At 37.2% G+C, this 12,709-nt stretch carries 16 protein-coding genes; 12 read left to right on the forward strand and 4 right to left on the reverse strand.

What is annotated here, in order from left to right; translation table 11 throughout:
- The 12 genes from BN999_RS20440 (at position 1) to BN999_RS00960 (ending at position 10,837) form a co-directional block, all read left to right on the forward strand.
- Positions 1-351 carry a HeH/LEM domain-containing protein gene (locus BN999_RS20440; protein WP_096269505.1) on the forward strand — a complete coding sequence of 117 codons (351 nt, stop codon included), beginning with the start codon at positions 1-3 and terminating at the stop codon, positions 349-351.
- 34 nt (positions 352-385) lie between these two features.
- Positions 386-742 carry a phage tail assembly chaperone G gene (gene gpG, locus BN999_RS00925; protein ID WP_096269506.1) on the forward strand — a complete coding sequence of 119 codons (357 nt, stop codon included), beginning with the start codon at positions 386-388 and terminating at the stop codon, positions 740-742.
- A 62-nt stretch (positions 743-804) separates the two neighbouring features.
- Entirely contained in the window at positions 805-927 is a 123-nt protein-coding gene (gpGT, locus tag BN999_RS20945; protein ID WP_255247369.1) for a phage tail assembly chaperone GT, read from the forward strand.
- A 39-nt stretch (positions 928-966) separates the two neighbouring features.
- On the forward strand, positions 967-4,422 hold the full coding sequence (locus tag BN999_RS00930) for a phage tail tape measure protein (protein WP_096269507.1): 3,456 nt from the start codon (positions 967-969) through the stop codon (positions 4,420-4,422).
- Positions 4,415-5,857, forward strand: coding sequence for a distal tail protein Dit (locus tag BN999_RS00935; protein ID WP_096269508.1), 1,443 nt, complete (start codon positions 4,415-4,417; stop codon positions 5,855-5,857). The genes BN999_RS00930 and BN999_RS00935 overlap by 8 nt, the downstream gene beginning before the upstream one ends.
- Before the next feature lie 11 nt (positions 5,858-5,868).
- The gene (locus BN999_RS00940) at positions 5,869-8,604 is read left to right on the forward strand and encodes a phage tail spike protein (RefSeq protein ID WP_096269509.1); all 2,736 of its coding nucleotides are present in this window, start codon (positions 5,869-5,871) and stop codon (positions 8,602-8,604) included.
- Positions 8,601-8,876, forward strand: coding sequence for a hypothetical protein (locus BN999_RS00945; RefSeq protein WP_096269510.1), 276 nt, complete (start codon positions 8,601-8,603; stop codon positions 8,874-8,876). The genes BN999_RS00940 and BN999_RS00945 overlap by 4 nt, the downstream gene beginning before the upstream one ends.
- The gene (locus BN999_RS20445) at positions 8,876-9,046 is read left to right on the forward strand and encodes a hypothetical protein (protein ID WP_176481828.1); all 171 of its coding nucleotides are present in this window, start codon (positions 8,876-8,878) and stop codon (positions 9,044-9,046) included. The genes BN999_RS00945 and BN999_RS20445 overlap by 1 nt, the downstream gene beginning before the upstream one ends.
- 4 nt (positions 9,047-9,050) lie before the next feature.
- Entirely contained in the window at positions 9,051-9,182 is a 132-nt protein-coding gene (locus BN999_RS20950) for a hypothetical protein (protein ID WP_255247370.1), read from the forward strand.
- 44 nt (positions 9,183-9,226) lie between these two features.
- Entirely contained in the window at positions 9,227-9,586 is a 360-nt protein-coding gene (locus BN999_RS00950; RefSeq protein WP_096269511.1) for a hypothetical protein, read from the forward strand.
- Positions 9,587-9,624: 38 nt separating this feature from the next.
- Positions 9,625-10,026 (forward strand): phage holin family protein, encoded by a 402-nt coding sequence (locus tag BN999_RS00955; protein WP_096269512.1) that lies wholly within the window; start codon positions 9,625-9,627, stop codon positions 10,024-10,026.
- Positions 10,019-10,837 carry an N-acetylmuramoyl-L-alanine amidase gene (locus tag BN999_RS00960; RefSeq protein ID WP_096269513.1) on the forward strand — a complete coding sequence of 273 codons (819 nt, stop codon included), beginning with the start codon at positions 10,019-10,021 and terminating at the stop codon, positions 10,835-10,837. Before BN999_RS00955 ends, BN999_RS00960 begins: the two co-directional genes overlap by 8 nt.
- A 96-nt stretch (positions 10,838-10,933) precedes the next feature.
- Here BN999_RS00960 and BN999_RS00965 read toward each other — a convergent pair whose 3' ends face one another.
- From BN999_RS00965 to BN999_RS00980, 4 genes are all read right to left on the reverse strand, one after another.
- Positions 10,934-11,605 carry a hypothetical protein gene (locus tag BN999_RS00965; RefSeq protein WP_096269514.1) on the reverse strand — a complete coding sequence of 224 codons (672 nt, stop codon included), beginning with the start codon at positions 11,603-11,605 and terminating at the stop codon, positions 10,934-10,936.
- Positions 11,606-11,624: 19 nt separating this feature from the next.
- The gene (locus BN999_RS00970; RefSeq protein WP_096269515.1) at positions 11,625-11,936 is read right to left on the reverse strand and encodes a hypothetical protein; all 312 of its coding nucleotides are present in this window, start codon (positions 11,934-11,936) and stop codon (positions 11,625-11,627) included.
- On the reverse strand, positions 11,917-12,123 hold the full coding sequence (locus tag BN999_RS00975) for a hypothetical protein (protein ID WP_096269516.1): 207 nt from the start codon (positions 12,121-12,123) through the stop codon (positions 11,917-11,919). Before BN999_RS00975 ends, BN999_RS00970 begins: the two co-directional genes overlap by 20 nt.
- A gap of 197 nt (positions 12,124-12,320) precedes the next feature.
- Complete coding sequence (locus BN999_RS00980; protein WP_255247371.1) at positions 12,321-12,524, reverse strand: helix-turn-helix transcriptional regulator; 204 nt, start codon at positions 12,522-12,524, stop codon at positions 12,321-12,323.
- Positions 12,525-12,709: the final 185 nt, after the last annotated feature.

Genomic DNA, 12,709 nt, shown 5'->3' on the forward strand with positions numbered 1-12,709 from the left:
ATGACGGTACCAGAGATTAAAGAGAAGCTAACTGAATTAGGCGTAGAGTTTGATGATAAGTTGAACAAGCCTGAGCTACTTGAATTATTGGAAAAAGAGCAATCTAAAGTAACAAATGAATCTGAAGTAGACTCAGAAGGATCTGAAGAATCTGTTGAGGAAGAACTACAAAAACCAAAACAGTATGTAGTGATTCATGATTTTAAAGATTTAAAGGACAATGACACGATTTATATTAAAGATGACATTTATCCAAGACGAGCTGGTGCAATTGTTGATGAGGCTAGAGTCAAAGAGTTAATGTCATCTTACAACAAGATTGGTAAACCATTAATTAAGGAGCAGGACTAATCCCCTGCTCTTTTTCATTTAGGAGGAATTATACATGGCGAATTTAAAGCGAAACATGTTAGAGCTTGTTAAAAATCCCGAAGCTATTGCAAAAGGCGAAGAGCCTGAAATTGAAAAAGTTTGGACCCCTGCTTTTATCTCCCTCCGAGTTGCTAGAAATGCGATTCAGTTTATCAATGACATCGAATTGGAAGTATCGGAGTCAGACAAATTCGATAAACTAGTCGACTTTGTGGCCAATGAAATCTACGCTGGAAAAATCACAAAAGATGATATTTACAACCGTATGCATGCTCCAGGAGGAAAAGAAGTATTGTGGGACCAAGTTGTTTTCGTTGCACAAGGTCAACAAAGTGATGAAACAAAAAACTTTTTGGCGAAGAAAGGTTAACGGATGAGGACTTTTCTATCGCAAAGCAAGCAGAGCATATGGACAATCTCATCCTCAATCTAATGAATAATGGCAAAGACATCAATGAAGTGCTTGATATGCCAATCCATTTTGTTGTAGAGCTTATGAAAGATAAAAATAAACCAAAACAAGAAAAGTCTTTAATCGCTGCATTCGGTGGTTAAGGACTTTTTTATTTATCTCCAAAGGAAGGAGGTAGTTAATTGGAACGTATAGAAGGCTTATCCATTGGGCTTGACCTGGAAACTGTAAAGGTTGATAGCGGATTAAAAGACTTAAAGTCTAAATTGACTTTAGTGAATAGTGAAATGAAGGCAAATTTATCTGCCTTTGATCGTAGCGAGAGATCTGTCGGAAAATATGAAACACGCTTGAATGGCCTCAATAAAAAGATAGAGGTTCAAAGAGCAGTTACAGAAAACGCTAGAAAAACTTATTCAAAAATGGTTGATGAATTTGGAGAAGGATCTAAAGAAGCAGAAAAGGCAGCATCTGAATATAACAAACAATCTTCCAACTTACAGAACTTGGAACGCTATATTGATAGAACAAAAGATGCATTAGAAAAGCTTAAAGAAGAACAACGCATAGCCAACTCGAATTGGACTAAAATGGGCGACCAGATGACTGTTGCTGGGGATAAAATGCAGAAGTTTGGTAGGGGTATGACCGACTTTGGTAAATCATACACCATGGGAGTAACTGCTCCAATTGTAGCTTCAGGTGTTGCTGTATTCAAAACTGCCAGTGACTATGAAAGTGCATTTGCAGGTGTTGCTAAGACGTTTTCAGGAACAGAAGAACAATTAGCCGCATTACGTGTTGGCATTCGGGACATGGCGAAAGAAATACCAGCATCCACAACAGAAATAGCTGCAGTCGCTGAAGCTGCTGGACAACTTGGTATTAAAGCTGAATCTATAGAAGAATTTACTCGCACCATGATAGACCTTGGTGAAGCTACTAATATGACAAGTGATCAAGCAGCAACTGAGTTTGCAAGATTCGCTAACATCGTTGGAATGTCTCAAGAGGATTTCGATAAAATGGGTTCCAGTATTGTAGCTTTAGGTAACTCTATGGCAACTACCGAAAGTGAAATATCATCTATGGCTATGAGATTAGCTGCACAAGGTAAACAAATCGGGATGACCGAAGCACAAATATTGGCTCTTAGCGGAACTATGTCAAGTTTGGGTATTGAAGCAGAAGCTGGTGGTACTGCTATGACATCAGTTCTCAAGAAGATTGATTCAGCAGTTGGAGAATCGGGTGTGGAATTAGATGCTTTTGCAAAGGCTGCTGGAACATCATCAAGTGAATTTGCTAAAGTTTGGGAAGACGAACCTATTGAAGCACTAGATATGTTCATCAAAGGGTTAGCAGAATCTAGTAGCGAAGGTGAAAACCTTACTGCAATTTTAGGAGACTTAGGAATAAAGGGTATTCGTGAGTCTGATACAATTCTACGTTTAGCTGGTGCAAGTGATTTGTTATCAGATGCAGTTAATACATCAACAAAGGCATGGGAAGAAAACACTGCATTATCTGATGAGGCGGCTCAACGATATGAAACAACAGAATCAAAGTTAAAGATACTTTGGAACCGTGCAAAGGATATGGCTATAACAACCGGAGAAGCACTAGTACCCGCGGTAATGGATTTGCTAGATGCAGCTGAACCCTTAATTAAGAAAATTGAAGATGGTGCCCAAGCATTTGCGGATATGTCAGAAGAAGAGCAACAGGCCATATTAAAAACAATTGCTCTTGTTGCCGCCATTGGTCCTGCGGCGATTGGGATTGGAACCTTATCATCTGGGATTGGTGGGTTGCTTAAAATAGGTGGCGGCGTAGCTACAATGCTAGGAAAAGCTGGTGGGACAGGATTACTTGGCCGTATTGGTTTAATGGGAGTAGGTGCAGGTCCTGTTGGTTTAGCTGTAGGCGGATTAACTGCGTTGGGCGTAGGTCTGGTAGCAACTAAAAAATACTTTGAAGAAACAAACGAAGCCACTTTTGATACAGTAAGGGCAATGAATGAAGAAATCGAAGCAACAGATGAGTTAATTGCTAGATTTGAAGAACTACAAAATCAGAATATGCTAACGTCACAAGAAATGCTTGAGTACATGGATATTTTAGATAATTTATCAAGCACATCATCACCAGAAAAGATTGCTGAATTAAGAGACAGACAAGCTGAGCTACTCGAAAAGTCCGGATATACCAACGAAGAAATGGAAGAGTTCCTTGGTTTAAATGATAAAATCATCCAGCAAGCTCCTAACGCCACAAGCGCTATAAGTGATCAAGGTAATGCTTATGCAGATAATCTACAAGCATTAAAAGAGTTAAACGAAGCAAAACGTGAAGAAATGATGATGATAGCAGAACGTGAAATTATGGAAGGGTTGCAGAAGGAAGCTGAACTCTTATTAAAACAGTCTGAATTGGAAAGAGAACTCTTTGATTTGCGAAAACAACGGAGTGACGCCCAAGATAAATACATTTCATCATTAAGTAAAGAAACGGAAATAGAAGGCCAGATTACCGAAATTAAAGCTGAAATGTTCGCTTTAGAACAGCAGGGTTATGAAATCACCGATGAAAAGATGAAATTATTGGCTGAAGAAATTGGTGATTTGCAAATTAAAAAACAAGCGTTATCTGAAGAAACAGATGAATATCGTGAGCAACTAGATGAACAAGAGAAGATTGTTGGAGAAAAAGAAGAAAGTCTCAACACTACTAACGAAGAACTTAAACGCCTTGATGATTTGAAGTACGAGTACGAAGCACTTTGGCTCGCTCAACTAGACATAAATTCCGAAAAAGGTAAAAGCTTAATTGCAATCGATGAGGAAATTCAGAAGCAAAAAGATTTACTCAAACATATGGAAGATAATTATAGTGAGTCTCAAAAAAACACCCAAGAATATCAAGATGCGAAAAAAGAAATAGAAAACCAAATTGCTGGGTTAGAAGAAGCCAAAGGTGAGTTAGAGCAGATTAACAAACTTGCTGCCGAAACAGCTTATGAGAAGAATATCAATATCTCAACTAACCCTTCAATTGCAAAAATAAATCAAGAAATAGCATCTGATGTTTATAAGAGAGTAACTGTCGGAGTAGATGCCCGATACGCTCAAAGACTGGCATATGCAAAAGGGACCCCACCGGGAGGACATCCAGGAGGATTAGCAGTTGTGGGCGATGGTGGAGGAAGTGAATTAATTACTACACCTGATGGAAAATCATTCTTATCACCACCTACTGATACAATTATGGACTTGCCAAAGGGTACTCATGTAATACCGCATGAAAAGACGAAAAGACTTTTAAAGTTCGCTCCAAAGTATGCTACGGGGACAAGGAACTGGGAAAGTCTTTTTAATTTGGAGAATGCTAGTGGTTTTATGAAGTTATTGGCGTTACTTGGAAAGAGTTCTGATATACCGGAAATGCTAAGTGGTTCAGGTACTTCTCAACTTAATAACGACAATAGTGAAATTGTATTGCTTTTACAACAATTAATTCAAGCTGTTAGAGAAGGAAAAAATCTCATTGTTAATGATCGGGTTTTGGGACAGGTTGCAGAACCTATTGTAACTGAAATTCAAGAAAGAAATAAGAGAGTGAGGGGTAGCTTTGCATAGATCATTTACCTTTAACGGAACTCGTAAAGATTGGTTGTATCTGTTAAGGGGAAGGCAAGAATCCCCTTACGCTCCAATTAATCACACAATGGTTCATGTTCCTGGTATGGCCGGAGCTCATTTTGTATCAACAGAAACCGATGTATTGTATGTAAGTCAGCCTGTAGGTTTTAAAGTTGAAAACGAGGAACATGAACAGGAATTATTAGATGAATTGAAAAAATGGCTTATTACAACTGATGATGTTGAAATACAGTTTGATAATGTTCCTGGAAAGACATATATTGGCAGAGTCACAGCAAGCATGAATGATTATAGCAGGCAAGGCAATCTAAGGTCTGGAACTCTTACATTCTTATGCAAGCCTTACAAATACGGTCCAGAACTATCCTTCCAGGTTCCAAGTCATAACATAAGCCTAACAAACAACGGCACAGCTGAAGCAACCCCAATCTTTGAATTAGAGGTACTAGCACCAATTACATTTGCCATGATTCAGAACCAAAACAATGAATACATGATGATTGGTAGACCGTTTGACGAATCTGAGTCCCCGATAGAACGATATACCTCCGTGTTTGTCGACAACGCTTCTACTTTAACTGGTTGGGCAGTGGTACCAGGAGGAACCCAAATTGACGGTGGTATCGTTGGAGGAAACATGGGTGTTCAAGGTGGTTATGCATTTTACGCTCAAACGTTTGGAGAAAATCCAAATGGTTGGGTAGGACCAGCAATAAAAAAGAGCCTTACAAAACCTGTTCAAGACTTTCGAATGGTAATGGACATGGAGATGTTAAATCGTCAAGGGAACGTGGGGAAAGTAGTTATAGCTTTACTTGATGAATTGGATAACGTCATTTGTTCAGTTCAAATGGTGGATGCAGCCAATAGCGCATGGAAAAACCGGGCAATAGTTAGAGTGGGCAATAGTCAAAACGGAACTAATTTGATTGATCATGCTCCAGAGCAAGGTGGATGGAATGATTTTAGGGGCATTCTGAGGATGGAGCGCATCGGTAATCAGTTCCTTGCCTATGTTGCTAGAGTGCAAGAAGATGGTAATCATACTGGGAGGTTAAATTCACAACCATATTATGACACTTTGGGAGAATTTCAAGCACCAGTAGCACAGGTTAGGGTGTATATTGCAAAATCGAAGTCTTATGCACCATTTCCAATGTTTTTCCATGGCGGGAATGTTTGGGAAATCAACGATCTAGGAGTAAATCAAGTTCCTTATATTGCAGATATTGGTGACAAGATAGTATTTGACCATACGAAGAATGGTGAAGTATTACTCAATGGAGAACCTTTTGAGGATATTGATTTTGGTTCAAGCTTTTTTAAGTTGGAAAAAGGAACAAATCAGTTAGTCACCCAACCGAGTAATGCAATAAAAACAAAGGTAAGATATAGGGAACGATATAGATAGGAGGGGAAACCTTGTCTAAAATACACATAGCAGATGGTCAAACCGATAAATTACTAGGTCATATTAGCTTTGATTATTTGCTTTTTAACAACCATGAACGGTCAAAGCAAGACAACCTAGAATTATTTCCGTTTACCACATTTGCAGATATGGATTTTTCCAAGCATCTAACTAAGCGTAATCGAATTGTCATACCTGGTGAAGACGGTGAACTTCGTGAGTTTACTATTTTTGAAGTTCATGTTGATCGTATCTCAAAACAGGTAGAAGTTTTCACCAAAGCAAGTTATCTCGATATAAAAAAGGCGAAGGTTATTGCACCACACACTACTGCTCCTGAATCAGCCGAACGGCATGCCCAAATAGCCTTGTCAGGTACAGAAATTAATGTTGGACAAGTGGATTTCAAAGGTGTAAGAACAATTGTGTTTGAGAGTTATACCAATCCTTTTGCCTATTTAAAACGAATTGCCAGTGAATTTGATTTAGAATTAGATTTTCGAGTCGTAATCGAGAAAGGAAAGCTTACTAGATATGCAGATTTAGTTGAACGTGTTGGAATGTGGAGAGGTCGCACAGTTGAATTAGGTCGAGACTTACTTGAGTTGAAGCGTATCGAAAAGACCGATGATATTGTGACAGCTTTACGTGTTGTTGGACCTGAAAGAGAGGACGGAACACGTTTAGAAGTCCTTGTAGAGGATAAAGAAGCACTTGAAAGATGGGGACGTAATGGTCAACATTTAATAGATGTTTATGAGCCAATAAGTACAGACCAAGATATTACCAAAGCTAGATTAAGGCAATTAGGAGAAGCCGAATTAAAAAAGCGAATTAATGCTTCGGTATCCTATGTTGGAGGAATTGCAGATTTAGAAAATGTAGAAGGCATGGAAAATAAGAAAATACGATACGGTGACACCATTCGGATTAAAGATACATCTTATGATCCGTATTTGTATTTGGAAGCTAGGGTTCACAAACAGAATCGTGACATAAAGGTTAAAGGACAAAAGCACATTGAGCTGGGAGACTACATCGAATACACCGAGGATGAAGTAAAGGCTATGTGGAAGTCACTACAAGCTGATATTAGAAATAAAATCAGTGAAGCCGAACAACGTAATCAAGCATTTGTTGAAGATTATGCAGAAAAGATTATCCCGGAACAGGATACACCACCAAACCCAACAGAACATCCTAAGTGGATAGATACTAGTGGAGCAATTCCACAAATGAAGCTATGGGATGAGATCAACACACAATGGACTACAGTTAAAGGTGAGAAGGGTGAACCTGGTGAACAAGGAGAGCAAGGCCCAAAAGGGGAAGATGGCTATACACCCATTAAGGGCGTAGACTATTTTGATGGGGTAGATGGTCAAGACGGAAACTCATCATATTTATGGGTTCGTTATTCTCAAAATGCTGATGGAAGCAATATGGTCACTGACCCAACAGGAGCATTATATATTGGGGTTGCAACAACATCAACACCTAGCGCACCCACATCTAACACTTCTTATCAATGGTCGAAGTATAAGGGGGAAGATGGTATTCCGGGAGAACCTGGAAGTGACGGGCGTTCAAGCTATTTACACATTAAATATAGTAATGATGGTGGAAACACTTTTACTGCTATGGCTGGAAAAACTGTGGGTGACTGGATTGGTACTTACGTAGATTTTAATCAAGCTGACAGTACAAACGTATCCTCTTATACGTGGAATAAAGTTAAGGGGGACCGTGGAGAAAAGGGTGATACTGGACCAAAAGGAGATCCTGGTCCACAAGGTCCTGCCGGTAAAGATGGGATAGCGTATATGGGTCAAACTGCACCAAGTAATCCAGCTACAAATAGTACTTGGTTCCAGACTAATTCTTCTGATGAAGTAATTGCTATTAAGAAGTGGAACGGCAGTACATGGGTAACGAACCCAATGACTGCAGATGTACTTAATGTATTGAAGTTATCTGCATTAAGTGCAGATTTAGGAAACGTTAATGCCGGACATCTTCAAGGTGTAACTATGGACTTGGGAAATGGGAAATTCATAGTTGATGAGAATGGTAACATTATATTTGCAGGTAATTTAGACGGCGCAAGTGGTACGTTTAGTGGTGAATTAATTGTTAGTAATATCGGGAGCACAGTAATAATAAAAGACGGATATATATTAAATGTGACTAATCCTCTCGATATAATTAATTCCGATAGAAGCTACTTGCAAGACGGTTATTTATTAGTTAGAAAACCAGGAGATCGTAAGTTCACTGAATATCAACAAGATGCAATTGCTCATAACGATTTAGATTCCGTTGAAAAGTTTCGCTTTAGAAGTAATATGGGTTTTGTATTTGAAGAGGACTTAGAATTGGAAGGTGACTTAATAATAAATGGCTCAAAAATAATTGAGCGAGGTTCGAATTCCAACGGTGAATATATACGTTTTGCTGACGGAACACAAATCTGTCGGAGGAAATGGACTTGGCCGACATTAGCAATCACAACAGCAATTGGACCATTATTCCGATCCGCGACAATAACATGGGATTTCCCTGCAGCCTTTATTGATGAGGGTGTTGTAGCAACTTCGAATATCCATCGTTTTGGAAATCTGTGGTCCGTTTCTAGTTCTGAAAGCACAAGTAGGTTTTCAGCCGGTCAAAGGGTTATGTCTACTGCTAGTGCAAGTTACTCTAATGTTGAATTAAGTTTATTGGCAATTGGTAGGTGGAAACTTTGAGAGTACTATATAGCCCACAACGAAATGACGATAAGATAAATTATTCATTTGAAAAAGATAAAATAATTGCAGAATATAAAGGTCTAGAGGATATTTTTGATTTTTCACTTTTGCCAGATGGCAAGCTTGATTATGTTGAAACAACACTAGAAGTCAACCCTGTCAGAGCAGCAGAAAGAATAAACGGGGAATTACAAGTAATACTCCTATACTTTCATGGCCCCAATGCTACCGTGGAAGAATTAAACCCAGATTGGCAGGTGGTTGAATAATGGCTAAGATAAATTGGAAAACCAAAGAGGAAATTGAGGCTGAGAATAATGCACCTAAACCACCTTCAGAAATGGAATTACTTAAGCAAGAAAATGAGAAGTTAAAAGCAGATAGTGAAATGAACGCAATTGCAATTATGGAATTAACTCAGATAGTATTGGGGAGGTGAGTAAATGTTGGCTATGTTATTTGCAACATACATTATTCGTGGTAAATGGGTTTATGCAGATGTACCTGCGGAATTAAAGCCTGATGTTGATAAAATCTTAAGAGCAGAAGGTAGAGAAGATTTGATAGGCGCCTAATAGGCGTATTTTTTATGTCTATATTAATGAGAGGGGATCAAGAAATGAAAATTAAAGGAAGAGTATTGTTAATTACCCTGGTTTTGATGTTAGTGGGTATTGGCACAGCTAGTGCATTAGTTTATCACATCAATGATTCTGCTAAAGCTCTAAAGGAAGACTATCAAGAACAAATTGAGGTCTACCAATCTGAAAAAGATTTTAAAATTAAAAATGATGTATCTCATCTAACTCAGATGGAAATAAAACGAATGCAGACAGAGACTCAAGAATATTTGACTCAAAAGTTAGGGCAAGATTATCAAAACTCATTGAATGAGAAGACAGATGAAATAATAGCTACAACTGATGAAAAAATTGAAGAAATTAAACTATTTATAGATGGATTGATAAACGCCAATTAAGGCGTTATTTTTATGTCCAAAATTAGGAGGGTATACATTTGGAAAACTTCATTAAAATCGTTGTGGGAATTGGGGGCGGATTAGCCTCCTTTTTATGGGGAGGATGGTCAGCTATGATCCAAACATTAATCTTATTCATAGTCATTGATTACGTCTTAGCTGTATTAGTCGCTGCAAGTTTTGGAGAGTTAAGCAGCAAAAAAGGATTTAGAGGTATTGCCAAGAAAGTTGCTATTTTAGTACTTGTAGCAGTAGCACATTCAATCGATTCAATATTGGGAGATGGCCATCTAATTCGTGATGCAGTCATCTTCTTTTATTTAGCGAATGAATTACTATCAATTTTAGAAACAGTAGGGAGAACAAACTTACCGATTCCTTCAGTATTGAAAAAGGCTGTTGAAACACTTAACTCGAAAGGGGGTGACAAGTATGACTAAACCAATCTTAATTATCGACCCTGGCCATGGTGGTAAAGATCCAGGCGGCGGTACTAATAAACACTGGAAAGAAAAAGATAAAGTACTTGATATTTCTCTTTACCAATACAAACGATTCAAAGAATTAGGCGTTCTGGTAGCTATCACTAGAACAACTGACAAATACCTATCACCTGATGAGCGCACTGGAATTGTCCGTAATAGTGGTGCCGAATATTGTATTTCTAATCATCTTAATGCTGGGAAAGGCGACGGTGCTGAAGTCATTCATTCCATCTATGATGATGGTGAATTAGCAAATAGAATCGCAAAAGCTATTAAAGAAACAGGTCAAAACGTGCGAAGGGTATTTACTCGTACGCTTCCTGGTAACTCAAAGTTAGATTACTATTTTATGAATCGTGATACCGGGAAAGTTAAAACGAATATAATTGAGTATGGTTTTGCAGATTCTCCAAAAGACGACGTACAACAATTGATGGATCATATCGATGAAGCAGAATCAGTTGTAAAAGCATTCTGTGAACATATTGGCCATAAATATGAGGCTCCTAGTCAAAAGAAAAAGGTACAACCAAAAGCAAAAGAAGGCAGGCACATTAGAACAGGTGGATTGACACCAGAAATGCTCGCAGCCTTCACTGCATTTTTACAATCCAAGAATTGGTTTGCTGAAGCAAGGATTCGCGAAGATAAAGATAAGAGCACCTATGTTATCACCGGTGGGTTATCATCTGGTATGAAGAAGGAAGCTGAAGCTTGGCTTGATTCTCGTGGTTGGTGGTACACGTACGAAAATAATATGAGTTAAGTAAGAATAAAATAAAACTAAAATAAGCATAGACAACTTATTCTAGTATCTAGAAATTACATTGCTAAAGCCCTCTTGCGGGAACAGGAGGGCTTTTTAAAAGCTGCAATATTGTAATGCTTTAGGACAATAAACTGAAATTGGATTATTTATTATTCTATTATCAGTATACTTCCAAACAATCCTAAATTCTTTTTGATATGAATACCTTTTGTCCTTAACTAAAAAGGGAGCATTATATATAAAATCTTTGTCCTTTTCGGTAAAAATAATTTTTCTATCAATAATGTATTGAATTGCTTGAGCAGTAACAAATTCGAGTCCTTTCTTTTTCATTTTATTATTTAAACGAGCTATAAATTGTGGAAAGTTCTCAATAACCATTGTACTTCCACCAAACTCTTCTTTGACTGTTTCATCACAATCTAGGGAAACACAGTAAACTAAATAATTTTTATCATTGAAATTGGTACGGAAAGTGCTATTTGATATGTCAACTGTAGAAGTATTGTCTACTTTAATAAAATTCAATCTTTCCAAGGTATTTTCTAAGTGGGGATTATAAAACTCACCTTGATTGTATTTATAATTTTCTATGGCAAATTCTGCTTTTAGAATACCTTCAAAATCATCACCAATTTCACTACCATATTTGTCTTCTCGAAAATTATTTAAGTGATTAATATATATACATTTATCTTTTTGTATTTTGTTATAAAACTGAGGCTTCATAAATTTGTATACCTTCTTGGGTAGAATAATATTCATAAAATGCTCCTCTTAGTAATTAATCATTCCATATCCTATCTTTTCGTTCAAACTCTGCAGCATTATCACCATACAAATAATCACTCATAACATTTTCAGTAAACTTTTTTAATTCCTCCGGAGAAAACTCCATAATTTCTTTATTAATTTCATACTTACCCTTTTCAATGCGTTTTATATCTACATGATGCTTGGTTAATAATTCAGTTTTAATTTTAAAATAATCCTGCTGCATTCGCTCAATAATCGAATCAATCATATCTTCGTAAAGATTCCTCAATTGGTATTCACTAAACTTCTCTTTATCCTGTTTAAAAACTGTTATGGCCATAGGTATGGCGATGTACATTTTGATTAGTTTTTCCATTGGATACACTTCCGTTTTCAAAATATCGCTTTAATAAAGGATCTCTTCTGTCGAGGTATTCAAACGCTTCTTGTTCAGAGCGTGTAGCTCCTGGGTAAACAATTCTATTTCCGTCAAAGTATGGTTGGAATTCTTCTTTTTCTTTTTCCATTGTCATTCACTCCTTAATTATCTTAGTATAATAATTCGATAATTTGAAGCCTTAACCCTGCATAGAAAAGGGGTTTTCAACTTATTTTGAAATTAGTGATTTTGTACTTGTTTTACATTGTTATTCTGGAAATATTTCTTAGAACCGTTGATAAATGCACAAAAAATCTCCACTAATGAAAGTGGAGATAAGGATGGTTATTCTACTTTAAATAAATCATCCACTGTACAATCTAATATTACAGACAGCCTAAACGCATTTTCTAACGATGGTTTACTATGATTATTAATCCATCTGGATAGAACTACAACACTTACCCCTAAGCGGTCTGCCACATATTTCTTCTTAAATCCTCTTTGTTCTATGCAATATTCAATATTACTTACTAACTTAATTTCCATCATTTATCACCTATTAAACTATTCCACATTGTTACTTTAAAACCCTTTATACAATTAGTTTAAATTTTATTAAAGTAATTTGTAATCAATACAAGCATATCTGCATAGACTCTTATCAAACGGAGCGAAAACATTATCCCCCCTCGCCAGGTTCCCTGGTCCCACTCCCCCCCTTTTCACTTCGT

It is taken from the genome of Paucisalibacillus globulus, assembly GCF_900184735.1.
Lineage (GTDB): Bacteria > Bacillota > Bacilli > Bacillales > Amphibacillaceae > Ornithinibacillus > Ornithinibacillus globulus_B.